At 61.6% G+C, this 24,685-nt stretch carries 23 protein-coding genes and 1 pseudogene; 8 read left to right on the forward strand and 16 right to left on the reverse strand.

All coding sequences use genetic code 11. The annotated features are described in order from the left end of the window. Nucleotides 1-548 precede the first annotated feature (548 nt). Nucleotides 549-1,511, forward strand: coding sequence for a YopJ family acetyltransferase (locus G3N58_RS29135; protein WP_206000916.1), 963 nt, complete (start codon nt 549-551; stop codon nt 1,509-1,511). Between the two features lie 178 nt (nt 1,512-1,689). Next, nucleotides 1,690-1,965, forward strand: coding sequence for a hypothetical protein (locus G3N58_RS29140; RefSeq protein WP_206000917.1), 276 nt, complete (start codon nt 1,690-1,692; stop codon nt 1,963-1,965). An 84-nt stretch (nt 1,966-2,049) separates the two neighbouring features. Here G3N58_RS29140 and G3N58_RS29145 read toward each other — a convergent pair whose 3' ends face one another. Beyond that, the gene (locus tag G3N58_RS29145) at nt 2,050-2,412 is read right to left on the reverse strand and encodes a hypothetical protein (protein ID WP_167041958.1); all 363 of its coding nucleotides are present in this window, start codon (nt 2,410-2,412) and stop codon (nt 2,050-2,052) included. Nucleotides 2,413-2,443: 31 nt separating this feature from the next. Here G3N58_RS29145 and ampC point away from each other — a divergent pair, with 31 nt between their 5' ends. After that, complete coding sequence (gene ampC / locus G3N58_RS29150) at nt 2,444-3,652, forward strand: class C beta-lactamase (protein ID WP_206000918.1); 1,209 nt, start codon at nt 2,444-2,446, stop codon at nt 3,650-3,652. A 134-nt stretch (nt 3,653-3,786) separates the two neighbouring features. Here ampC and G3N58_RS29155 read toward each other — a convergent pair whose 3' ends face one another. After that, a complete protein-coding gene (locus G3N58_RS29155; RefSeq protein WP_206000919.1) occupies nt 3,787-4,101 on the reverse strand; it encodes a DUF4148 domain-containing protein in 315 nt (104 codons plus the stop codon). Between the two features lie 700 nt (nt 4,102-4,801). Here G3N58_RS29155 and G3N58_RS29160 point away from each other — a divergent pair. Further along, the gene (locus tag G3N58_RS29160) at nt 4,802-5,848 is read left to right on the forward strand and encodes a porin (RefSeq protein WP_167042013.1); all 1,047 of its coding nucleotides are present in this window, start codon (nt 4,802-4,804) and stop codon (nt 5,846-5,848) included. A 123-nt stretch (nt 5,849-5,971) separates the two neighbouring features. Here G3N58_RS29160 and G3N58_RS29165 read toward each other — a convergent pair whose 3' ends face one another. From G3N58_RS29165 to G3N58_RS29200, 8 genes and pseudogenes are all read right to left on the reverse strand, one after another. Then, a complete protein-coding gene (locus G3N58_RS29165) occupies nt 5,972-6,406 on the reverse strand; it encodes a lysozyme inhibitor LprI family protein (RefSeq protein ID WP_206000920.1) in 435 nt (144 codons plus the stop codon). 204 nt (nt 6,407-6,610) lie between these two features. Beyond that, nucleotides 6,611-6,874, reverse strand: a complete 264-nt coding sequence (locus G3N58_RS29170) for a hypothetical protein (RefSeq protein ID WP_167049386.1) — start codon at nt 6,872-6,874, stop codon at nt 6,611-6,613. Beyond that, nucleotides 6,871-7,428, reverse strand: a complete 558-nt coding sequence (locus tag G3N58_RS29175) for a hypothetical protein (protein WP_206000921.1) — start codon at nt 7,426-7,428, stop codon at nt 6,871-6,873. Before G3N58_RS29175 ends, G3N58_RS29170 begins: the two co-directional genes overlap by 4 nt. A 271-nt stretch (nt 7,429-7,699) precedes the next feature. Further along, nucleotides 7,700-7,963: pseudogene (locus tag G3N58_RS34325) on the reverse strand (PAAR domain-containing protein); the annotation flags it as partial. Between the two features lie 280 nt (nt 7,964-8,243). Further along, complete coding sequence (locus G3N58_RS34330; RefSeq protein WP_206000923.1) at nt 8,244-8,462, reverse strand: SDR family NAD(P)-dependent oxidoreductase; 219 nt, start codon at nt 8,460-8,462, stop codon at nt 8,244-8,246. A gap of 86 nt (nt 8,463-8,548) precedes the next feature. After that, nucleotides 8,549-10,264, reverse strand: a complete 1,716-nt coding sequence (locus tag G3N58_RS29190) for a long-chain fatty acid--CoA ligase (protein WP_167049390.1) — start codon at nt 10,262-10,264, stop codon at nt 8,549-8,551. 14 nt (nt 10,265-10,278) lie between these two features. After that, nucleotides 10,279-10,419 carry a hypothetical protein gene (locus tag G3N58_RS29195; RefSeq protein WP_205193343.1) on the reverse strand — a complete coding sequence of 47 codons (141 nt, stop codon included), beginning with the start codon at nt 10,417-10,419 and terminating at the stop codon, nt 10,279-10,281. Nucleotides 10,420-10,488: 69 nt separating this feature from the next. Beyond that, entirely contained in the window at nt 10,489-11,262 is a 774-nt protein-coding gene (locus G3N58_RS29200) for an SDR family oxidoreductase (protein ID WP_167049392.1), read from the reverse strand. Nucleotides 11,263-11,538: 276 nt separating this feature from the next. On the opposite strand from G3N58_RS29200, the gene G3N58_RS29205 reads away from it, so the two are divergent. After that, nucleotides 11,539-13,344, forward strand: a complete 1,806-nt coding sequence (locus tag G3N58_RS29205) for an acyl-CoA dehydrogenase (RefSeq protein WP_206000924.1) — start codon at nt 11,539-11,541, stop codon at nt 13,342-13,344. Nucleotides 13,345-13,421: 77 nt separating this feature from the next. On the opposite strand, the gene G3N58_RS29210 is transcribed toward G3N58_RS29205, so the two are convergent. Beyond that, nucleotides 13,422-14,207, reverse strand: a complete 786-nt coding sequence (locus G3N58_RS29210) for an IclR family transcriptional regulator (RefSeq protein WP_167049463.1) — start codon at nt 14,205-14,207, stop codon at nt 13,422-13,424. Between the two features lie 943 nt (nt 14,208-15,150). Here G3N58_RS29210 and G3N58_RS29215 point away from each other — a divergent pair. Further along, nucleotides 15,151-17,433 carry a hypothetical protein gene (locus tag G3N58_RS29215; protein WP_206000925.1) on the forward strand — a complete coding sequence of 761 codons (2,283 nt, stop codon included), beginning with the start codon at nt 15,151-15,153 and terminating at the stop codon, nt 17,431-17,433. Nucleotides 17,434-17,589: 156 nt separating this feature from the next. Here G3N58_RS29215 and G3N58_RS29220 read toward each other — a convergent pair whose 3' ends face one another. Then, complete coding sequence (locus tag G3N58_RS29220; RefSeq protein WP_167049398.1) at nt 17,590-18,159, reverse strand: XRE family transcriptional regulator; 570 nt, start codon at nt 18,157-18,159, stop codon at nt 17,590-17,592. A 402-nt stretch (nt 18,160-18,561) separates the two neighbouring features. On the opposite strand from G3N58_RS29220, the gene G3N58_RS29225 reads away from it, so the two are divergent. Then, on the forward strand, nt 18,562-19,941 hold the full coding sequence (locus tag G3N58_RS29225; protein WP_206000926.1) for an LLM class flavin-dependent oxidoreductase: 1,380 nt from the start codon (nt 18,562-18,564) through the stop codon (nt 19,939-19,941). A gap of 205 nt (nt 19,942-20,146) precedes the next feature. After that, nucleotides 20,147-20,689 (forward strand): flavin reductase, encoded by a 543-nt coding sequence (locus G3N58_RS29230; RefSeq protein WP_167049402.1) that lies wholly within the window; start codon nt 20,147-20,149, stop codon nt 20,687-20,689. Between the two features lie 209 nt (nt 20,690-20,898). Here the strand turns inward: G3N58_RS29230 and G3N58_RS29235 are convergent, their stop codons facing one another. The 4 genes from G3N58_RS29235 to G3N58_RS29250 all read right to left on the reverse strand — a co-directional run. After that, nucleotides 20,899-22,047, reverse strand: a complete 1,149-nt coding sequence (locus G3N58_RS29235; RefSeq protein ID WP_206000927.1) for a DUF1501 domain-containing protein — start codon at nt 22,045-22,047, stop codon at nt 20,899-20,901. Between the two features lie 5 nt (nt 22,048-22,052). Next, nucleotides 22,053-23,702, reverse strand: coding sequence for a DUF1800 domain-containing protein (locus G3N58_RS29240; protein ID WP_206000928.1), 1,650 nt, complete (start codon nt 23,700-23,702; stop codon nt 22,053-22,055). 81 nt (nt 23,703-23,783) lie between these two features. Beyond that, a complete protein-coding gene (locus tag G3N58_RS29245) occupies nt 23,784-24,350 on the reverse strand; it encodes a periplasmic heavy metal sensor (protein ID WP_167049408.1) in 567 nt (188 codons plus the stop codon). Then, nucleotides 24,347-24,685, reverse strand: a 339-nt coding sequence (locus G3N58_RS29250; protein ID WP_206000929.1) for a hypothetical protein, incomplete at its 5' end; no start/stop codon positions are given. The genes G3N58_RS29245 and G3N58_RS29250, both read right to left, overlap by 4 nt.

The raw sequence follows: 24,685 nt of genomic DNA on the forward strand, positions 1-24,685 counted from the left end.
CATGCAGTTGCAGGATGCGCCGAGGAGAACCCTTAAACCGGACATTTCTAACTGGCCCAAACCGGACATTACTAAATGGCCGTCACAAATTTATGGGTGATAATTTATGTTATGTAAAATTAAATAATGAAGTGAGGCCCCGCGACCCGAACAATCCAAAACAGCCCTTCGAACAACACCGCCCAGCCACGCACAATATTGGCGCCAACGTGACTCAAAAGACTTTCGCCATACCTACCGTCACACTGCCTCGCATTTCAGAAGCCGTCTTCGCTTGTGCGAAGATTTTTTTCTGCGAAAGGATGATGCTAGCGTGGAATACATGAGTTCTCTGAACAATCACTCTCTACGCCCCTGTCATGCCAATATCTATCGGATCAAGGCCTCCAAGCCCCGTCACCACGTCGCCTCCTGAAGAAAAACACACAACGACTACAAACGTATCGTCTGGCGGTGCAGCGAAAAGACTCCCTGCGAGCGGACCTCTCAGTGGTCTAAGCGAGCGTAATAAATTTACTGGAGATATTCATTGGGCGATACCAGCCAGATTGAAATATAAAGCGGATAGCGTTGATCATTCTATAATCCCGGAATCTGACAAGGATTTCGGAGAATACGCCAGAATGGCCGTAGATCATGCACTATCCAATATTGCTCCTGATGAGCGTATCACTGCATTGGATAAAAAATTCATCGGATTGATTGCTGCAATGGAAAACGCGCAGCGACCAGGCCTTAATCTGCTTTATCTTCCCGAGGCACCGAGAAATCTCCAGTTCATGATAGAGCGTATTGAAAATGGCGGGATGCAGGGTAATTTCAGATTTATTTTCCACCCATCGGAAAATTCTGTTCATTGCGCGATGGCGGATGTAAGAGTGGGGAGCAACGAAACTTCAATAGTAATTGCCGATTCGGCCTTCGAGCATGGCGACACCCGTTTGGAGTCTGCAGCAGATCTATTAAGAGCGGAAGGACGAAAAGTTTCGATTATTACGCCAGAGATTCAAAAATCCACACAAGATTGCATCATGTATGCGCTCAATTTCGCAATCAAGTCCTACAAGACCGGGTTCACAGGCGAAATTCACGGCAAAAACAATGCTCAGATCATTTCGAGCGATCAGCTGAAAAATCTACCCATCGGTTTTCTTAAACATACGCAGACACGTGCGATTCTGAAACAGGAATATGGCCTCGCGGAAGCATTTGTAAAGAAAAACAGTAGTGAGAGACTAAGCGATCGACATGCCAGCTATCGTGTGAGACGTATAAATAACGACAGTAAAGAATTTGAAACAAGTGCCTCAATCGAAGGGTTCAGGTTGCGCGAAATCCGAAAAACCGGAGAGGCTCTCTCGAAAGGTAGCGGGGCTTTTGATCGATCCTTGCTGGAGAGACTGAGTTCCATGAGCCGGTCCCTTAATGAGCTTGAATACGTAAAAAACAATGGAGAGAGAGACGAGAGGCTCAAAGCATTTCGGGAATGGAGAGTGCGAACCAGACAGTAATCAAATCTCCCTGAAAGGCCGCGAACCCATTTCCAGCATTGCACGCCGTGTTCTTTAGCAAGGCACGCGAAGTCATGTATCGAAAAGCGAACGCCCGCCGGGAAACCTATCCGAACAGGTAGTTCAACCGGCACGCCCCGCACGGCTAAAATCACGTCGAAATCGAAATGGGGCCAACATGAATAACAACGTCGACCAGCACCACGAGCCGACACTACACAGCAACAAGCAGCGTCTATGGCAACACCCTGCCTACCTGACCGCGTGGGAATACCTTCCCTACGGCCTGCAAATCCGGCTACTGGAATTTGAGGCCCGACTCGACCGCATCTTCCCACGCCGGCTACACGTCAAACGGCGTGGCAACGTGGCAGGGTTTAAACGCGCCGTGTTTACCGTGCTTATAGCCGCAGTCATGCACGCAATCATCATCTCCATGCAACACAGCCAATAGCGATCGACTACGAACGCCCCGCGAAGCACACTCCACACCGCCCACGCACTGTCGGCATTCACCCGACGAAATGCGTAGCACGCCTCATACTCGCCACGACGGCTCCTTCACCCCGACATTCAGTGCAGACAGCGGCGAGACTTTTTCCCTCTGCCGTCTCGCACGCCGCATCAAATGAAACAACTCGCGCAGCACATTGCGCGATGCCGTCTGTTTCCCCGAGGCCAAACCCGCAACCGCGCCATAGTGCATCTCGACAGCCTGCACAATTTGCGCACGCTCATCACGCAGCGTGCATGGCAACTCTCCATGCGGCTCTGCGTTTCCCATAGGCTCGGCAGAAACGGGCCGTGAATGATCGTCGGCCACAACATTTTCTTTACCCTCGCGCAACTTATCCTCGTTTGCCAAGGGCCTGCAAAAGCCGGATAGTGCGGCCTCAGTCATTTGCCGACACACGTTCAAGGACTCATTGCCCATGAAGCTCAAAGCGCTCCGCCTCGTCACGGCCGCCGCCTTCGCCACGTTCGCGCTGTGCGCGCTCTCCCCTGCAAGCCACGCCGCCGATCAGAACGCGGACCACGACACCGCCCGGATCAAGCCCGCCGTCGATGCCGCGATCCAGCCGCTGATGGCGAAGTACCACGTCGCCGGCATGGCGGTCGGCGTGATCGTCGCAGGCAAGCCATACGTGTTCGACTACGGCGTCGCGTCGACGCAAACCGGCAAGCGGGTCACGCGCGATACGCTGTTCGAACTCGGCTCGGTCAGCAAGACGTTCACGGCGACGCTCGCCTCGTATGCGCAACTGGACGGCAAGCTCTCGCTATCCGACAGCACCGGCCAGTATCTGCCGACGCTGCGCGGCACGCCCTTCGGCAAGGTCAGTCTTCTGAATCTCGGTACGCACACACCGGGCGGTTTACCGCTTCAGGTGCCGGACGACATCCATAACGATGCGCAGTTGCTCGAGTACTTCAGGAACTGGCAACCGGCTCACGCGCCGGGTACTTACCGGACCTATTCGAATCCGGGCATCGGCACGCTCGGGTTCATCACCGCGAAGAGCATGGGGCAGAACTTCACCGCGTTGGTACAGCAACGCCTGTTTCCGGCGCTCGGCATGAAGAACAGCTATATCGATGTCCCGGCGGCGAGGCTGCCGGACTATGCGCAAGGCTATACGAAAGATGGCGCGCCGATTCGCCTGCAAGGCGGCATGCTCGCCGCCGAAGCCTACGGCGTCAAGTCGAACGCCGCCGACATGCTGCGCTTCATGCAGGCGAACATGAACATGCTTCCGATCGACGACAAACTCCAGCGTGCGATCGACGCGACTCACACCGGCTACTTCAAGGCCAGTGTGCTGACTCAGGACCTGATCTGGGAGCAGTACCCCTACCCCGTTGCATTGAAGACTTTGCAGGCGGGCAACTCGCCGGAGATAGCCCTTAACGCGACACCCGCGGCGGCAATCGAGCCGCCGCTGCCGCCGCAGCAGGACGTGTGGATCAACAAGACCGGCTCGACCAACGGCTTCGGTTCCTATATCGCGTTCGTGCCGAGGCAGCGTATGGGCATCGTGATCCTCGGCAACCGCAATTTCCCGATCGAGGCTCGGGTGAATGCGGCTTATCAGATACTCACGACACTTTCGGCGGCGTCGAACACGAGCAAGGCGAAATAATCGCCGAGCGGTCATTGAACACAACTCGCCAATCCAACCGCAAAAATACTCAAGATACCGAAGCAACATCAAAAAATAAAAACGCCCGACGCTCCCTTGAATCAGGGAAGCGCCGGGCGTCTATCCAACAACCGCTACTGACTCGCGGCTGCGCCGACGCCGGCCTTCTTCTGCGCCTGCTGCAGATTGTTCGGATAGTTCGGATCGTTTTGCCCTGGCTGATAGCCCGCGTCTTCGAGTTTCTTCAGCTCGGCATTCTTCTTCGCACGAGCCTGTTTGCGGGCCGCTTTGCGCGCGACCTTCCGCTCGGCCTTGGTCGGCTTCGCGGCACTTGCGGCGGCGGCCGGGGACGCTGTGTCGTTCTGCGCGACAGCGAGCGGGATCGTGCCGGCCACCAGTGCCGCAGCCGAAATCCCGAGCATGATTCGTTTAATGGCAAAGCTCTTCATAACTGATATCCCCCAAGGGAGTGTTGGCAACAGAGTTAAAGTCCATCTGCGAATCGTGGTTCATCAAGGCGGATTGCGCAGCCTTTTACGTCACCGCCGGCTCAAGCTTACAGGCAAATAGAGGCCGCGGGTTGGCAGCGTTGATCGCAACGCACATCGCCTGATCCATCGCGGCTCGGGTTCGATCTGACAAAGAGCTCACCTCGGTATAAGTTCTGCAATGCAGAATCAATAAGTAATGCCATTCCATACGCTTCAATCGGGACCTCATCTAAATCCTCTCAATATCACAAGGGTTTACTGGTAAAACATCGCATATCGAGCAGACTAGGTATTTTCCCTTGTTTGGACTGCATTGCAGTTCTTCATGCGGTTTACCACGTTGACACAGAGCGAACGGTCGTGCCAAATTCCGTCTGAATTCTGTGAGCACACCAATCAGTCCGGTTGAGTGCTTCATGGAATCGTTCGCTATCAGGAGATCAGCCAAACAGAAAAACGCGCAGTCGATCCAGTCCTGACGTCCAATAGCACGCTCTTCATGTTCCGTAATCCTGATGGATCGCGAGAGAGTTCTATTGCCGGTCGAAATCGCAGCGCGGCGCGGATTCATTTCATCGTTCATCCGAAAACGTAAAACAAGGAGACACGCAGCATGCCGGCAAGTCATCGCAACAGGACCGGAGTCGTTCTTGGATTGATGGGGGCGTGTGCGCTAGGTGCGGCCCCGAGCGCTCAGGCGCAAAGCAGTGTCACGCTCTACGGTATCGTCGACGCGTCGCTGCTCTATACCAGCAAGACACTCGACATGAGTACCGGCCAGAGCGCCGGCCATCAGTATTCGTTCACCGACAGCGGCCTGTCCGGCTCGCGCTTCGGCCTGCGTGGCGCCGAAGATCTCGGCGGCGGCATGCGCGCGATCTTCCAGTTGGAAAGCGGCTTTAGCGTGGCCAATGGCTCGCTGAACAATTCGAACGGCAATCTGTTCGGACGTCAGGCGTGGATCGGCATCGACAGCCGCTTCGGTACAGTCAAGGCCGGCTTGCAGTTCTCGCCGTTCTTTCTGTCGGTGTACGACTTCGACCCGCGCGACATGGACTACTTCGGCAGCGGTCTCGTCACCTATCTGAACAACGTCTATGTGACGGGCCTGTTCAATCCCAACGGCATTTCCTACACGTCGCCGGAAATCGCGGGCTTGCAAGGCAGCGCGATGCTCGCGCTCGGCGGAACCGCCGGCGATTTTCAGGCAGGTCGCCAGTACTCGGCGAGCCTGCGCTATCACTTCGGCGGACTCACGATCGACGCCGCGCTCTACAGCGGCAACGCGGGCGGCAGCGCCGCGGCCATCGCGATTCCGAGTGCCGTCGAATTCAACGGCCGCGCGCTCGGTGCGCGCTACGTGTTCAACAACCTGACCGTGATGGCTGCGTACACGCAGTACAAGGTGGCGGGCTCGTTCAACAATCGTGTCTATTCGGGCGGCGCGAGCTATCGCATCACGCCGGCGTTGAATGTCGACGCGGGCATCTGGGTCACGCGCGATGCAAACGAATCGTCGAATAATTCGATTCTCGCTTCGACCGGACTTGAATATTCGTTATCCAAAGCGACGGTCACGTATGCACAGGTCGGCTTCGTGACCAATCACGGCGCCATGCACGCGGGGCTCTCGGTCAATAACGCACTCGATCTGCCCACGGGCACGACGGCCGGCGTGAGCCTCGGCATTCGCCATACGTTCTAGATGCGGACGGTGCGCCGTGCAGACGGCGCACTGTTGCATGTTGCTGTTGCGGTGGACGGTTTCGGGTAATGAGAGGGAACCGATGCGGGTTCCGGGCGGTAACAGCTCTCACCGATCGCCTGGCTACCTCAACGGCAAGTTGGCAACGGCATTGCGTAGCTGTTCGGCGCGTCGATTGTTGAGCACCGCCACGCAAGCCAGTCGCCCCATCTCATGCGCGTTACCTGCTCCGCCACCGCTTAACGAGGCTGAAAACTCACACTCGGTGTCGCGATACCTGGGAGACTCCCGGTCCGATGCGACCAGTTTAGCTTTTGCTACGTTAATGTACTTGCTGTCTTCATCCCATTGGGTGAGCGAGTGGCCCACGGCTTCCTCGGCTCGTTGCAGCGCTACCTGACTCTCCGCGACTTTTTGTGCAAGGCAATCCCGCATTCCGGCCTGTGAATAAGCGCTGCACAGATTTTCTTGGGTTTGAACGGTATCGTGAGGAGCGGCATGAGACAGTGCCGGCAAAGAGAGTGCGCAACTTAGGGCAATCAGCTTTAGTGTGTGCATATGGTTGCGTTTCCTTTTCGAGCCACGCTTAATGCATAGTCCAATTTTTTGCGTAACTTGGGTCTCGTTGCATCGAGTTGTAGCGCAGTGCGATTAATGTCGCAGATGACGGGCACCAGTCTACATGACACGCGGCCGATCAAATGGAGATCGACAAGCCGGCGTTCGACACGTTCCTGACTCATCGTGTTGATGATAAGTGGATCACCTACTCTTGTCGAAATAGTTGTCGGCAACCCAACCATCTCCTTTAGGAGGACAATGAACAGCCGTATATTGGAAGACCTTTTCAACGACTACTCGCCCTGGATAACAAACGTCGCCAGGAGCAAGCCGAAAAATCTCCTCTTGCGTGTCCCCATCCGGAGATCGATAGACCGGCATTTCTTTCTGAACACGCCATGTTTCACCCGTATGGTTCTCACAACCGATGAGAGTCAGAAAGGCCGCGACGGCAAGCCTCTTCATCGCGCTCTCGGGTATTCAATTTTTCGGGCCACTCTTTTTGAGTGGTTCAACCCAGTCACGATATCGGCGGGGCTAATCATCTCGAACGCCGACCAACGGGGATCGTAAGCGACAATACCAACCGTACCCAGTACGTCGGCAACATTGCTTGAACAACTATTATCGAGAAAGCTGTATTCGTGCGATTTTGGATCTAACGTGAAAATCCTAACTCTTCGCTCCAATTCAGTTTTGATTGTTTGTTTTTCGTCAGACGACACACGAATTACATAGCCGACGCTGTTGCGATACGAGTTCCGATAAAGATGGTCATTCCGGTCAGTGGTAAAGTATTTTTCGTGCGCCCGAGAATAAACTTTGTTATCGACAATAATTGCCACATGGCCAAACTGCGAGCCGTGGCTCAATAAGCGTGACTCGCTTACCACGACCTCCACCACCTCTGATTGAACGGCGATCTCTTTGACCGAAGTGTCACTGGTAAGAGTAGTTGTCCTGGTGGCAACCCACCGATACTTCACTCCACTTGAGGAGATATGTGTTTGCTCCGACATATTATCCGGCAAGATAGATTCTGATGTTTTCGGCAGAAGCAACTGACGAAAGCAAATGCGTATGCCCGTCAGCATCCGTTTCGCCATACTCGAAGATGCCGCTTTGCCGCTGCATGGCATAGGCAACGTGAGCCAGAGTCTGCCCGCCAGCATGTCGCAGGACAAAACAGTCGTCATATTCTCCTTGCCTGACATGAGACCGCATCGCGATTCCTGCACTCGCTGGCAATACCGGTAAAGGCTGCGAACCAGTTTTCTTCAGTTGCCCATCGCCGATGAAGACGTCGGGCGATCCCGTCACGATCAGCGCCCCGCATGAGGTCGAGCTACCAACGAAGGCAATCGGAATATCATTAATGAAGACCGTGCTAGCGCCTTGTATCACGGCTTGTGCCGAGCAATGAATGGGACATGAAGTTGTACTGCCGCCAGCGAACACAGCTGGCTTGCCGTTGATGAACACATTGGTGGACCCGTTGCGCACGGTGCCCCCGTGACCGGTTAAATCGCCTTGTCTGGCAGCGGGAAACGACACGTTAGATATACTTTCCTGGCAATGCCGGCAGGGAAACTGCCAACGACTATTCAAAAAACGGTAATTTAATAGACACCCACAGATCATGGGAGTCACATCAAACACATTTGCAATCGATCCTTATTCAAGCCATTCCACTATAGTGGATTTTTTATCTCATAAATTAGATTTAGTGCGAAGATGCAACGGATCGGCAGATAGTGCTCAGATCGGCAAGTTCCAACGACGCAACGTCTCCTCTACGTACCGATGAGTCTTTGCGGCAGACTGAACCGTTTGGTCACCTGCGGCTAACGTGAACGTCGACGCGACGTGCGATGGCCTGCGCGTCGGCCGCGCTCACTTCAGCGAGCGTCTCGGCGAGCGCGTCCTGCTGCACGTCGCGAGCACAAGCCGCATGCCGCCGCATGCCAAACTTCGTGCCGAGCCGCGCGAACTCGCGGCCAAAGCCCGAGCCCGCGCCAGTGACGACCGCAACCTTGTCCGCAAATTGGTTCACACATCGCCCTGTTCGGATTGCTATCGATTACAGGATTGCCGAGTACGACATGCCGGCAATACCAAAGAACAGTTCGAGCCCATTCATTACGCCACGTCCCCTGCACTCGTTTGCGCATTGGCTTGAGCCGCCGTGCGCGCCTCGTCCTCTTCCTGCAACTTGCGCCACAGAATCTTGCCGCTGCCCGATTTCGGCAGCGATGCGACGAATTCGACGATACGCGGCGCCTTGTAGGCCGCCATCTGCCCGTGCGCCCAGTCGATGATCTCCTGCGCGCTGATCGTGCCCGCATGGGCCAAGTCGGGCACGACGAGTGCCTTGACCGTCTCGCCGCGCTTCTCGTCCTTCACGCCGATCACGCACACTTCGTGAATCGCCGGATGCCGGTACATCAGCGCTTCGACCTCGGCCGGCCAAACCTTGTAGCCCGACGCGTTGATCATGCGTTTGAGCCGGTCGGTCATGAAGAAATAGCCGTCCTCGTCGATATGGCCGAGGTCGCCGGTACGCAGAAAACGCTTGCCGTCGAGTTCGACGAACGCCTCCGCGGTCGCCTTCGGATTGCGCCAGTAGCCCTGCATCACTTGCGGCGCGTTGACGACGATCTCGCCGGTCTCGCCTTGCGGCAACTCCTGCAGCGTAGCCGGATCGATCACGCGCGAATCGACGTCGAACACCGGAATGCCGAGACATTGCGGCTTCGGACGATGCGGCGGATTGATATGCGTTCCGGCAATCGTCTCGGACATGCCGTAGCCCTCGACATAGTCGAGCCCGGTCAGCATCTTCAGCTTCTTCGCAATCGCGTCGGGCATTGCCGCGCCGCCGCCGCGCGTGCCGGACAGGCTCGAGAGATCGTAGTCGCCGAGCCGCGGATTCGAGAGAAAATCGACCATCATCGTCGAGATCGACTGCCAGGCGCTGATGCGATATTTCTGCATGCAGAGCGCGGCGGCATCGCGGTCCCAGCGCGACAGCACGACGATCGTCGCGCCCGCGAACACCACGCTGTTCATGCCGCCCTGCATGCCGGTCACGTGAAAGAACGGCAGCACCGACAGATGCACGCCATCGGCCGCCGACGAAAACCACACGCAGCCGCCGAGCAGCGTGCTCATCACGCTGCGATGCGTATGCATGCAGCCCTTCGGCCGGCCGGTGGTGCCCGACGTATACGGCATCACGCAGAGGTCGTCGGGGCCGGCCGTGAGCGGACCGGGCGCGATGTTTCTCGCGAGCACATCCGACCACGCGGTGACGCCGTCGCGATCGAACCTCCCGCGCGGCGCGGCAACGAACTCGGGTACCGCGACCGGCGACGGACGCTGCAGATAATCGCCATACGTCGCGACGATCACGTGTTCGAGCCCCTGCCCCGGCTGCTTGCCGATCAGCGGTTCGACGTGCCTGAAGAGACACTGCGGCACGATGATCGTGGCCGCGTCGCTATCCTCGACGTAATGGGCAAGCTCGTCGCCCATGTTCATCGGATTGACCGGCACCACGACCGCGTTCGCGCGCAGAATGCCGTAGTACGCGATGATCCACTGCGGACTGTTCTGCATATAGAGCAGCACGCGATCGCCAGCCTTTACGCGGCACTCGTGCTGCAAAAAGCCCGCGACGCGCTCGGCTTCGTCCTTGAACTGCGCGAACGTGACCGGCGTGCCGTAGTAAATGATGAAGGGCTTGTCGGGAAAACGCGCCGCCGATACTTCGGCGTTGTAGAAAAGATTGGTGTGCGGCAACGTCAGATGCCGCGGCACTTGCGGCGGCCAATGCGGGTAATGGCGTTCGTTCATACACGTCTCCGGTTTTATTCTTTCTGCGAACCCGACTCGCGCGCGGCGTCCACCTGCGCTTCGAAAACCACTTCAGCCGGATAGACGTATTCGTCCATGAACGCGTTCAAACGCTTTTGCAGATCGCGGACCTTGTCCGGGTACTCGAAGTTCATGCAACGTCTCCATGTTGTTGCTCCCGCGAGAAGCTTCGCCCGCGCTGCCTGCCGCTACGCTGCCCCGAATCAGACGATGATCGAGCCGCCATCCACCGCGAGATACTGGCCCGTGACATGGCGCGACGCTTCGCTCGCGAGAAACACGACCGGGCCCTTCAGGTCCTCGTCACCGCCGAGGCGCTGCAACGGCGTGCGCGCGACGATCGAGTCTTCGAGCTGGTCGAGCAACCCGGCCGACATCTTCGACGGGAAAAAGCCCGGACAGATCGCGTTGACGTTGATGTTGTACTTGCCCCATTCCGCCGCGAGCGCGCGCGTGAAGTTGATCGCCGCGGCCTTCGAGGTGTTGTAGGCAATCGTGTTCATGCCCGGCGGCGAGCCCTTCAGGCCCGCGACCGATGCGACGTTGATGATCTTGCCCGCACGCTGCGGAATCATGCTGCGCTTGCCGACTTCGCGCGCGAGAAAGAACGGCGCGTTGACGTTCAGGTTCATGACCTTGTGCCACGCTTCGTCGGGATACGCTTCGGCGGGCGCGCCCCAGGTCGCCCCCGCGTTGTTGATGAGAATGTCGATGCGGCCATGCGCGCTCATCACTTCGTCGACGAGGGCCGGAATGCCTTCGAAGCGCTGCAGGTCGTTGACGATGGCCCTCGCCTCGATGCCGCGGCCTTGCAGATGTTCTCGCGCCTCGGCGAGTTCCTCGGCCTTGCGCGCGGTGATCGCGACACGGCAGCCCATCTCGCCGAGCGCCTCGGCCATTTGCAGACCGAGTCCGCGCGAGCCGCCGGTAATCAATGCCACCTTGCCATCGAGTTGAAACAGGTCTTTCACCGACATCGCGACACTCCTTCAGTTGTTCTGCAATGCAGATTGCTATTCCATAATTTCCCGACCATCATACGTGTCGAAATTCACCGTGTAAATAAAAGCACGATCATTCTTTTTTGTTATAAACTGACTCGCATTGCCGCCGCGTGGTTCCTCGGGACTTACCCGCATACCGCGTTCTTCAAACGATCCAGGCCGCATCGGTCGCGCTGTGCGCTCGCGTGTTTTGCGCCGCGCTTCGTAACCGTTCCGCATAGCGGCTTACCTCAGGATGGGTTTTCAGCAATGCAAGACGCGCAAATCATCAACACGCGGGATCTGGATTTCCAGCTGTTCGAAGTGCTCGAAGCCGGGACGCTGACGCGGCGCGCCCGCCATGCGGACCACAGCCGCGAGACCTTCAATGCCGCGCTCGACACCGCGCATGCGGTAGCCGTCGAAAAATTCGCGCCGCACAACCGGCTTTCCGACGAGCACGAACCGCAGTTCGACGGCCAACGCGTGACGCTGCCCGGCGCAGTAAAAGATGCGCTCGACGCCTTGCGCGGCACCGGCTTTCTCGCCGCAAGCAAAGACTACGAACTGGGCGGCATGCAACTGCCGGCGACGATTTCGTTTGCGTGCCTGTCGCTGTTCAAGAGCGCCAACATCGCGACCTCGTCGTACGCCATGCTGACGAGCGCGAATGCGAACGTGATCGAACGCTTCGGCTCGGCACAGCAAAAGCGCAAGTACCTGCACGCGCTGCTCGAAGGCCGCGCGTTCGGCACGATGGCGCTGACCGAGCCGCAGGCCGGTTCGAGCCTGTCCGATCTCGCCACCACCGCGACGCCGAATGCGGACTGCACCTGGTCGATTCGCGGCAACAAGATTTTCATTTCGGGCGGCGATCACGCGCTGAGCGAGAACATCGTGCATCTCGTGCTGGCGCGTATTGCGGGCGGGCCGCCCGGCGTCAAGGGCATTTCGCTGTTCACAGTGCCGAAGTTTCGCGTCAACGACGACGGCAGCCTCGGCGCGCGCAACGACGTCGCACTCGCGGGCCTGATTCACAAGATGGGCTGGCGCGGCACGACCTCGACCATGCTGTCGTTCGGCGAGCATGGCGAATGCATCGGCGAGCTGGTCGGCGAGCCGCATCACGGGCTCGTGTATATGTTCCATATGATGAACGAGGCGCGCATCGGCGTCGGCCTCGGCGCCGTGATGCTCGGCTATCGCGGCTATCTCGCGTCGCTCGACTATGCGCGCGAGCGGCCGCAAGGACGTCATCCGACCAACAAGAATCCGCTCGATCCGCCATTGCCGCTGATCGAACACGCGGACGTGCGGCGCATGCTGCTTGCGCAAAAGGCCTATGTGGAAGGTGCGTATGCGCTATGCCTGTACGCGGCGCGTCTCGTCGACGAACAGAACACCGGCGAGAGCGACACCGCGCGCGCCGAGGCAGCGTTGCTGCTCGATCTGCTGACGCCGGTCGTGAAGTCGTGGCCCTCGCAATGGTGTCTTGAAGCGAACAGCCTTGCGATCCAGATTCACGGCGGCTACGGCTATACGCGCGAGTATCCGGTCGAGCAGTTCTATCGCGACAATCGCCTGAACATGATTCACGAGGGCACGCACGGCATTCAGGCGATCGACCTACTCGGCCGCAAGGTCACGATGAAACAGGGCGCCGCGCTAAAGCTCTTCGCGCGCGAGTTGCAACGCACGATCGACGCAGCGAGCGAGCATGCGCCGCTACACGCATACGCCGAAGCGCTCAACGACGCGTGGCACGCGCTGAGCGGCACGCTCGATGCTCTGCTGCCCGCGCTCGCGAGCGAAACCGACCGTGCGCTTGCGAACGCCAATGCATTCCTCGAAGCATTCGGCCATATCGTGCTGGCGTGGACGTGGCTCAGGCAGGCGCTCGTCGCGCATGCCGCGTTGCCGAAGGCCAACGACGCGGCGGATCAGGACTTCTATCGCGGCAAGCTGCATGCGTGCCGGTGGTTCTTCCGGTGGGAATTGCCGCGCGTGACGGCAATGCTGGCACCGCTGCGCGATCTCGACGACACGACGTTCAGCATGTCGCCGCGGTGGTTCTAAACGCCCTGCGCTAACACTAAACGCTGAACCCCAAACGCTCGACGCCGCTCTAAACCAAAACCGGAACGCGCCGCCGCTCAATGCGACAGTGCGATTTCGAGCTGCGTTACCACGTCGATCAGACGCGGCCTGACCTGTTCGAGCAGAAATTCTTTCGAGAGCTTGAAGGCCGGGCCGCCGACGTTGATCGCCATGGTCGGCAACTCGCCGCCCGGCTGGAACGCGCGCGCAATGCCGTTGACGTCCTTCTGCCAGTCGCCGAACGAAGTCGTCACGCCGAGCGTGCGGTAATCGTCGAGCGCCTTCTCGATGCCGCGCCGCGTCTTCGGCCATGCGACGTGATCGAGCTCGCGCACCTGCTCCATGAAACTGAGGCGGTCGTGCTCGGGAATCGCCGCGAGCCACGCGCGCCCTATCGCCGAGGTCGCGACCGGAATACGCGAACCGACTTCGAGCGTCAGCGTGAGCGCGACCGAGCCGCGGCAATTTTCGACGTAGATCATCGAGAGCCGGTCGCGCGTGCCGAGCGAAACGGTCGCACCGGACACGTCGGCGAGTTCCTGCATGATGGGCCGCGCGATCTTGCGCACGTCGAGACGCGCGAGCATCGCACTGCCGAGCGCGAGCGATGCCGTGCCGAGCCGGTACTTGCCGCTCTCCTTCAGATGGATCAGATAGCCGAGCAGCGTAAGCGTATGGGTCAGGCGCGAGACCGTCGACTTCGGCAGCCTGCAGCGCTGCGCCAGTTCCTGATTGCTGAGCGACCGGTCGCCGGAGCGGAAACACGCAAGCACTTCGAGCCCGCGCGCGAGTGCCGTGACGAAGTGCCGGTCGTCCTTGTGCGCTTCGTGCGCGGTACGCATCGCAAGCGTGGCCGGTGCCTTCGCCGATGCCGCATCGCCGATGCCGGGGTTATCGGTGGGACGATCGTCCGGGTTGTGGTCGATTTTGCTCAAGAGGAACGAGGCTCCCGCGAAGCGGCTGCATGAGGCATGAACCGTGGGATGGATCGAAGGGCTGATCCGGGATGCGGAATTATAGTCCAGCAAACAGGCCGGGCGGCACCGGGGTCCGGCCTACGGAGATTCGCGCGCGAACCGCGCTCGATAGGCGGCATGCCCTTTTCAGCGGCATCGCTTTTCGGAATTCTCCGATTCATACCGCGACCTTGCTCGTGAAGAATGGCCGCGCGAGGCGACGTTCGGGTTGGCCCGCTTCTCTCGCTGATGGAATCACGGCTCATGCCTCTCGGCGCGCTTCTTCGTTGCCACTTCCCGCCTATCGCGCTCGACCTATGACTCTCCCATTCACGCGTATTGCGCTGCTAATCGGGATCAGCGCCGGGCTTTATCTGAGCCTGTTCGACCCTACTCCGCATGGACGCGAGTGCCGGATATCCGCGCCGCCCGATGGGGCGTATATGCGCCGAGCTTTGTCTGTTGCGATGGGTTCCGGCTCGTAGCGAAAGCCCGCAATATGCTGGCCGGCTCTTCGATGCGAACAGCGGCAAGCTGCTGGCACAGCCCACTTTCAATACGTCAGTTCCCGATCTTTTCTGGTCGACGGGCGTGCGATATTCTCTCGCGCCTTATTCACCGCCCCGCACTCTGCCGCCATCCGTCGAATTTTCGCGGGGCGATGGCAGCGACGGGAATTCAAGCATTTCGCTACCGCCATCGATATGGGACCGGTTGCTCGCCGCGCGTCCGCGTCTGTAGCGATCCAATCCGGCTACCCAGACCGCTCGACGACACCGCACGCCCCCCAGCAGATCAGCACTGCTTCGCATTCGAAGGCAATTTCTTCGTGTTTCGTCGCTTGCGCTCGACCATTTGCCACATCATCAAACTTTACTTTTCCGTGCTCGCCGGGCACATCGGCGAAACCAGGATGCCCGGCGAGAACAAGACGAGCGCATCGAACGTTAAGGCAAGGCTGATATCTATGTCCAAGGTTTCCAGCAGCAACTCCACCCAAGTCTCCACTGTCGTTGATTTGCCAGCGGATGACCGTCCTTCCGCACACTCGACGAAGCAACCCTCCACGCGCACTCCGACCACGAATCAGGGTTCCCGATTCGAGGGTCTGCAAAAACGAGCATCCGTCAAAGGCGCAGCGACCCATGAAAGCACAGCGACCGGTGTCGCCGGCAGCACATCGCCGGCCCGCGCGAGGTGGCAGAAGGGCTTTCAGGTAATACAGGCACGCAGGCAACGAACACAAGAGTTGTTGGAGATCCTTCGCGAAGGCGTCCCTGGCCTGCTTGAGCAGCACCAGGCGGCAAAAGCCGATTACCTCAAGCAGGCCGCGGCGCTGATGTCGAAAGGCGAGTATCCATTGCCGACGGCTTTCTCCGGGACCGTGACCCGCGATGCGGCGGGTCAGATGCGCTGTACCGACAAAGCCGTCGAAGCGATTTTGCGCTTCGTGCAGGCCAAGCACTCCGCACAATTCGATGAGCTGCGATTGCCTGCGGCCGGTTGCCGGCTGGGCCTTCCGCTGGACGCCGCCATTTTTGCCAGGACAGCCGCATTCGAGCACGGTTGCAAGGTGCACGGGCTGACGATGGAAGACGGCGAACAAGTCGACGCCGATATCAATCTGACGGCTTATGCGACCCGCCAGGCCATCAGGAAAGGCGTGCAGGGCTTCGGCGCCGACGCGCGCCTGAATCCGGCCACCTCAGAAGCGTCGGACGAGGCGGCCCGCTCCGGCGAGGCCATCGCGGCGTCGCACGACGGTGGAGAATCCCCGGGAGATCTGCCGCTTGCTACCCTGGACGGGAATCGGGCGTCGGCTGACACCGCACCGGCAGAGGGCCCCCATCCATTCAAGTTCCTGCAGGACATCCGTTACGAGGTCGAATCCGATCACGCGCCCTTGAAGAAACTGGTCGAACACTGCCTGAACGAAGCGGACCCGGCGACGCTCGAATTGCGTGGGCGCCTCGGGGCTCAATCGATCAACTCGGTCATCAACCAGAAGGCATTCACCAAGGAAATCGGCATCGCCATGTTTGCCAGCCTGGCGATGAGCGGCGGCCTTACCTATGCGCTCGACGCCGTGGCGTGGAAGGCACTGGTGGCCGTTGCGGCCCGCGCGTACGGAGAGACGCATCCGGTCACGCAATTCGTCGACGTGTTGACGAACTCGGTCACGCCGCTGGTCACGGAGACGGTCGACTCGCTCATCGTCAAACGACTGCTCGGCACGTTTCAGGGCGAACCGCTCCTGCCGGAGTCCGTCGAGAAATTGCTCGACGACCTCAAGGATTCGGCGGGCGCGGGAAGCATTGCGGCGGTGGGGTCCATTCCGAACAACGCGGCCGCGCTGAACAGTTCGATCGCCATGTTGCCCGTTCAGGCGTTGACGAACCAGGTGGCGGCATCCACTTCCGGTGCCATGGTGCCGCTCGAAATTGCCAACGCACACGATGAGATGGCGGCTGGCGTGACGCAAAAGATGAACGAGGGCTTTTTCCCCGCCCCGGCAGCGAACCATACCGAGGCGGCGAGCACGCCGGAAGCGAAGGCCGCGCTACGGACTCAGATCCGGGCCGAGACGAAGTCCGCGCTGGAAGCGGCGCCCGGCTGGGGGATGGCGGTGAACTCGATGGGCATCGGCTCCGTGCTGAGTTTCGCGGCCGGCTTCCTGCCGGTCGACATTCCGGCCCGTCTGGGACTGGTCAGCGATTCCGTGCAGAAAATCGCCTCGATCATGCTCAATACGCCGACGGAGATCCTGAGTCTCGGTACCAACATCCTGACCGCCAATCATCTGGGAATGGGGAAATGGATGACGACCGACACCGAGAAAAACCGCCAGATGATTAGCCTGATCGTCGACAAGGCAATCCAGCGCATCAGGAGCGATGACCCTGGCCGCAGCATCGAAATTACCGAAGACGAATTGCGGGCGATCGAGCATCCCAGACTGGCGCTTACCCAGCCCGCCGGGAGAAAGATTGTCGACGCGATCAATAACACCACCGACTTTCTGGCCAAGGGATGGGCGAGCATGCTGGGGCAGCCGAAACCGGTCAAGCAGAGCGAAACGGTCAGCCTGGACAGTGTGCGAATGGATGCATGACGTTGCTTTCGCAACGCCCGTTGCCGCCATCCGTCGAATTTTCGCGAGACGATGGCAGCAACGGGAATTCAGGTATTTCGCTGGCGTCGTCGAGATGGCGCCAGCGGCTCGCCGCACAGCCGCCTCTATGGCTTCCCGATCCGTTGCCCAGACCGCTCAGCGCCGCACGAGCCCCACCACATAGCGGCACGTCTCGTCGCCGGCATTGAAGAACTCGCACTCCACCGGCGCGCCCAGTTGCAGGCAATCGCCCGCTTCGAGCCGGTATGTCTGCGAACCCTCGCGAAACGTCAGCACGCCTTGCGTCACCCAGATCTGCTGATGCTGGAACACGAACGCATCCGATGGATAAGGCACGCGCACGCCTGCCGGCAATTCGATCTCGAGCAATTCGAGCACGCCGCCGGTGGGCGGCGAAACGCGCCGCCGCGTATAGCCGGTTTCGGGGTCTTGCCAGAGCGCCTGATCGGCATGGCGCACGAGCCGCTCGCCGGTCTGCTCGGCGAGTGCGAGCAAGGTCGACAGGGTCAAACCAAACGCGCCCGACAATCGTCCGAGCACGGTCGCCGTGGGGCTCGCCTCGCCGCGCTCGATCTTGCTGATCATCGCCTTCGACACGCCCGAGCGCTCCGCCAGTTCGCTGAGCGACCAGTTGCGCGCCTCGCGCTCGGTCTTTACGCGCGCGGAAATCGCCTGAGTCAGATCGATGGCGGAAGATTCGGACATGGCAGGGTCGTCGCGGCAAAGTGAGTTCCGCAAAATTATATCGATGCGTAGGCGCGACCGGCAGGCGCTGACAGCCATCCTCCCTGAGCGCACCACGAGAAGCCGGCCAGCGGGCGGCCCGCTGACTCGACCGGGCAGGCACGGCGTCGGGCGAGCCACACTCTCGGCACGACACCACGCCCCTCTCAATGCGATATCGACATCGCGCGGCAAGCCTGCAACATCGCCGCGCGGAATGTCTTGCATAGTATTTTTTCGTCCACTATATTCAACGAACGGATACCGTTAAACACGATTCGAAGCCCTGCGCCGATCCGGCACAGCCCCGCGGAACCATCGACGCGTCGAACCCCGCTCGAACCGTTGCCCGCCTTCGTCCACCTCTGCCAGCCGGAACACGCCATGCTGAAGGAAATCGTTCTCAACGCGTTTGACATGAACTGCGTAGGCCACATCCAGCAAGGGCTGTGGACCCATCCGCGCGATCAGTCCGCGCGCTATACGGACCTGCAATACTGGACCGACTACGCGCGCAAGCTCGAAGCGGGCCTGTTCGACGGCATCTTTTTCGCGGACGTGGCGGGCGTCTACGACGTCTACGGCGGCAATCCCGACGCGGCGATCCGCGGCGCGGTGCAGGTGCCCGTCAACGATCCGACGCTGCTGATTCCGGCCATGGCCGCCGTCACGCGGCATCTGTCGTTCGGCGTCACGTCGAATCTGTCGGTCGAGCAGCCCTATCTGTTCGCGCGCCGCATGTCGACGCTCGATCATCTGACGCGCGGCCGGGTCGGCTGGAACATCGTGACCGGCTATCTCGACAGCGCCTCGCGCGCGATCGGCCTGACCGGCCAGATGGCGCACGACGACCGCTACGATCTCGCCGACGAATACATGGAGCTCGTCTACAAGCTCTGGGAGTGCAGCTGGGAAGACGACGCCGTGCTGCGCGACAAGGCGCGCGGCGTCTATGCGAACGCCTCGAAGGTCCACGTGATCCATCACCACGGCAAGCAGTATCGCGTCGATGCGATGCATCTCGCCGAGCCGTCGCCGCAACGCACGCCGGTGCTGTATCAGGCGGGCTCGTCGGCGCGCGGCAAGCAGTTCGCGGCGGCGCACGCGGAATGCGTGTTCGTCAACGGCCAGGCGAAGCCGGCGGTCAAGGCGATCGTCGACGACATTCGCGCGCACGCGGTCGCGGGCGGCCGCCGCGCCGACGACATCAAGGTGCTGCTCGGTCAGACCGTGATCGCGGGCCGCACCGATCGCGAGGCCGAGGAGAAGTACGCGGAGTACCGGCGCTACGTGAGTTCCGAGGCCGCGCTCGTGCATGCGGCCGCATCGCTCGGCATCGACTTCGCGCGCTACGACCTCGACGAGCCGATCGAAACGGGCAAGAGCCAGGCGATCGTCTCGAACGTCGAGGCGATGACGCGCGCGGCCGGCCCGCAATGGACCAAGCGCAAACTGCTCAAACAGATGGTGCTCGGCAGCCGCCAGCCGCCGCTCGTCGGCTCGGCGGAGAAGATCGCCAGCGAGCTGATTGCATGGACCGAGGAAACCGGCGTGGACGGTTTCAACCTGTCGCGCACCGTCGTGCCCGAATGCTTCGACGATTTCATCGACCTGGTCGTGCCGCTGTTGCAGGAGCGCGGCGCCTACAAGCGCGCGTATCGCGACGGCACGTTGCGCGACAAGCTGTTCGGGCATGCGCGTCTGCCGGAGCGCCATACGGCAGCGCGGTTTCGTTCGCCGGCATGCGCGGCGGCGCCGGCATGACGATGCGCGAGGCTGACACCGGGATGCGGGCGGGTCCGCGAAGTTTGTGGTTTGTGGCGACGGAGTTGGCATCGGTGCCAGTGTCGCGCAAGCCGAACGCATGAGGCGCGCGACTCGCAGCACGCCTACCGTCGGCATGAACCGCACCACCCGCACCGCCAGCGGCACATCCCGTGCAGCTACAGAATTTTCAGAAGAGGCACCCATGCTTGACAAGAGCACGTTCCGCGACGCCATGGCCGGTCTTGGCGCGGCCGTCAACATCATCACGAGCGACGGCGCGGCCGGCCTCGCGGGCTGCACCGCCTCGGCCGTCTGCGGCGTGACCGACGAGCCGCCTACCCTGCTCGTCTGCATCAACCGCGGCAGCCGCAACAATGCGGCGTTCCGCGAGAACGGCAGGCTCTGCGTGAACGTGCTGAGCGCGGAACACCAGGCGCTCGCGGCGCACTTCGCGACAAGCGCGCTCGCCATCGGGGAACGCTTCGCCGCCGCGCAATGGGAACACCTCGCGACCGGCGCGCCGGTGTTGCGGGACGCGCTCGCGTCGCTCGACTGCGAGATCGAATCGATCACCGAAGTCGGCACGCACACGGTGTTCTTCTGCGCGGTGAAGGCCGCGCACACACGGGCCGACGGCGATGCGCTGATCTACTACGGCCGCCGTTATCATCGCGTGGGCGAGCGGTCGGTGCATGCATCGCATGCGGTGGCCGCGAGTGCTTGTGCCGCGAGACCGGCACGCTGATTTATTTTTCGCAGGGCGAAGCAAGCCCATTGTGACTGGATGCTCGCGGTTGCGATCGACATGCCAAGCCATTCGTTCGTTGCGGGTTCGTTGCGGGTTCATTGCAGAGCCGGCACGCAGGATATTCCGGACGACTTGATTTCTGGCCGGATAAGCACAGCGACTCCTGCCGGTGTTGCATCAAGCACCCAACATCCAGCATTAATGCATCAAGCCCGCACCACGCCGCTCACCGGCCGCGCCGCAACCGTGCGCCCGAACAGCGCGGCCGCGGTGCACTGCGCATCGAGCCCAAGACTCTCGCTCGCCGCGCCGGCAATCAACGCATCGAGCGATGCGGTCGGCTTCAGATCGCGCGCCTCGTACAACTGATGCGGCGCGAGCCCCGGCCAGTCCGCGATCACGCGGCCGCCTTCCACCGAACCGCCCAGCAGCATCGCGACCGAGCCCGTGCCGTGATCGGTGCCGCCGGTGCCGTTCGCGGCGGCGGTCCGGCCGAATTCGGTCGCGACCAGCACCGTGGTCTTGCTCCATGACGGCCCCATGCCATCGCGCAGCGCGGCAAGCATCGTATCGAGCGCTTTCAGCTGATTCGCGAGGCGCGCGTTCTGCGCGCTATGCGTGTCCCAGCCGCCGGTTTCGATCATCGCGATGCGCGGACCGTCGTCGCGCGACAGAAAACTCGCCGCGAGCTTGCCGAGGCTCGCGGGGTCCTGACGCGCGCCCGCGTCGCCGGCAAGACCGCGCGCGGCCATCGCCGATGCCCAGAGTGGGCGCAACTGCGCATCCTGCTCGTAAAGCTGCGAGACGCGCATGAGCAGATCGTCGGGAGCCTGCGGCAGCGCCGACGGCGCATAGGACGTGACCGCCGCCGCGCCGCGCAATGCCATCGGCACGGTCGGCGCGAACGCGATCGCGGTTTCGCGCGTCGCCGGCAATTGCGCGGCGAGCCGGTTGAGCCAGCCGTCCTTCACCTGATACGGCGACGTGCCGCCGGTTTCGAGCACGTTCTGTCCGTCGAAATGCGAGCGGTCGCGATACGGCGAGGCCACCGCGTGCACGAACAGCGCCTCGCGGTCCGCGTACATTTTCGCCACCTGCGCGAGCGCCGGATGCAGCGCGAAGGTGCCGTCCAGACGCGGCGCATTCGACGTGTCGATCGCGAGCGCGCCGCGCAACGTCGCGTAGGCAGGCTCGGCGTACGGCACGACGATGTTCAGGCCGTCGGCCGCGCCGCGCTGGATCACGAACACGAAACGGCGCTCGGTCGCGACGTGCGCGAAGGCCATATGCGGCGAGACGAGCATCGCGCCGGCACCGGCGGCGGCGACACCGAGGAACTGGCGGCGTGACAGCATGGCATTCATCTCCGTTGGAAATCGGGCGACACGAGCAACAGCGCGATCGCCGTCGATGCGCTTTCCGCGCGCGATACGGCCGTAGCCGTCGGCTCGCTGAGCGAGCCGGCCAGCAGCGTCTGTCCGAGCGCGCGCGCATCGAGCCGGTCGCCCACGCGCGCCGCGAAACGTTGCGCGACTTCGACGCGGCGCACGAGCGCATCGGGCGCGGCCCAGCTTGCGGCGATATCGTCGTAGCCCGCGGGTGAACTGGGGCGCCACACGGGTTGGCCGAGCTGGGTGAAAATCGGCGCGCTCTGCTGATCGCCGAGGTTCTGCCAGCCGAGTCCGCGCATCGACGAAATGGCCCACTCCCACGGCGTCTTGAACTTCACCGCCTGCGGCGCCCAGGCCTCGGGCGTCTCGATCAGCGCGTGATAAACGCTCGGCAGATCGCCGCCGCTGCGCTCGAACGCGTCGGCAAGACGCTCGCTGACGCCGGACGGCGGATTGTCGGCGACGAAATGGCGGGCGAGCTTCATGCCGATATGCTTTGCGGTGGCCGGCGAATTCGCGAGGTCGTGCAGGATCGCGAGTGCCTGCTGCTCGCCTGGCTCGTCGTAGCGGCGGCCCATGATCGTGCGCGTGCCGGGCTCGTGCAGCGCCGGACGAAACACGAAGCTGCCGGGTTCGGCGATCTGCGCGAGCACGCGGCGGCCCGCATCGATATTGCCCGCGATATTCGCGCCCGCTTTGGGCGGATTGCCGGCGAGGCTCCAGCCGGTCAGCGCGCGGGCGAACTCGGTCACGTCGTCCTGGCTGTAGCCGCTGCGCACGCCGAGCGTATGCAGTTCCATGACCTCGCGCGCGAGATTCTCGTTGAGTCCGCGCCGGTTTTCCGGGTTGCGTTGCGCGGCGCGCAGCGCGGCCGTGCTGTCCGGTCCGACCGAGCGGGTCTGATCGAGAAACAGTTGCATCGCCGGATGACGCTCGACGGCTACCAGCATGTCCTCGAAACGGCCGAGCACATGCGGGCGGATCGCTTCCGCCTCGAACGAACCGGCCAGCACGGCGACACCGGGCTTCTCCGTCGATACCGCAAAATGGTTCGCCCAGAAATGCACGAGCCGTTCGACGAAGGGCGTCGGCGTGGTCAATGCGCTCGCCACGCGCGCATTCACGGATGAGCGGTACAGGTCGAGTATTTCGACGCGCAGTGCCTTGCGTTCGGCTTCTTTCGCGGTCTGGGCACGGGTGGTTTGGGCTGCGCTCTGGCTGGCGGCTGGGGCCATGGCCTGATTCGTGGCCTGGTTCGTTGGCGCGCGATAGCCTGCGTTGCTGCCGCCGGCATTGGCCGCACGCCTGTTCGCGTTATCGATTGCCTCAGTGGCCGCGCGGTTGTCCGCGAAATCGCCGGCATGACCGACGACAGGAGACCCCTCGCCCGCGTCGCGCCTGGCCGGCTGATTGATCCGCATGCGCAGTTGCACGAGTTCCGCCGACAGCGCCAACGAATCGGGCTGGCTCGCCCACGCAGTAGGTCTCGGCTGATACTGCTCGAACTGGGCGAGCAGCCAGCCTTTCGGATCGGCGGGCGGCGTGTCGTCGGCACGCGCGCCGAGACCGAAGCGGTTCAGCGCGAGCGCCGCGGCATTGAGGTTCGGTGAGTTGGCCATGCGATCCTCATCGGTATTGGATGGCTTTGCATGTCCGTTAAACGCTCGAAGCGCCGCAATCCGTCGCGGCCATCCGCGTTTTTAGTCGTCCGATGCAGCGTCGGCAGGCGCGGGATTGGCCGGCACACTCGCCGGCGAGTTCGCCTGATGCTGCGCATTCGCCTGCTGTTTCGCGTTCGGCGCAGGCTGCGCTCCGCGCCACTCGCCACGCCACCTGAGGCTGTCGGCGAACTCGATCCGCTCCGTGGGCGACAGCGTCTCCGCGAAATCCGCGACGCTCGCTTCCACCATCGCGCGCAGTTTGCTGTCGGCCGCGCGCGTACGCGCGAGCGCGGCATCGAGCGCCGCGCGATCGAACTGCGGCTCGGCCAGCAGACGCAGCACCTCGCGACGCCCCTCGCGGCCCTCGCGCGCATAAGGCCGCCCTTCGCGGCGCGCGTTTTGCAGTCCTTCGATAAAGGCCCGCTGCTGCGCTGCCGACAGCGGCTCGGCGGCAAAACGCAGCGCCGCGCGCTGCTGCGCGGCCGCCGGCCGCTTGACGCCGTGCGTCGCGAACCATTGATACGCGCCGCCCGCAATTGCGCCGAGCAGAAACACGTTGAGTACGAACGAGCCCAGCAGGGCAAACTTCCACGACCGCCCGTTCATTCGCCGCTCCAATCGGCGGACGTGCCGCCGAAGCTCGAAGTCAGATAAGAGGATTCGTGCACGGCCGGCGCGTTTTCGGTCAGCACGAAGAACGACATTGCCAATGCGCCGGCCACGCCGCCGAGCAGCCCGACTCCGGCGACCGCCGCGCCGGACCACCACCAGCGCCCGCGCGCGAACAGCCAGCGCACGGGCGCGCGCTCGACGATGCGCCGCTGTAGCTCAAGGCTCGGCGGCTCGACCTTGTCGGCGGCAAGCCACGCGTCGATGCCGGCCGCCTGCGCGAGCGCGGCATCGGCCTCAACGCGATGCGAGCGCGCCCATGCCTGCGCCGC

Source organism: Paraburkholderia sp. Ac-20342, assembly GCF_017104985.1.
Classification (GTDB): Bacteria; Pseudomonadota; Gammaproteobacteria; order Burkholderiales; family Burkholderiaceae; genus Paraburkholderia.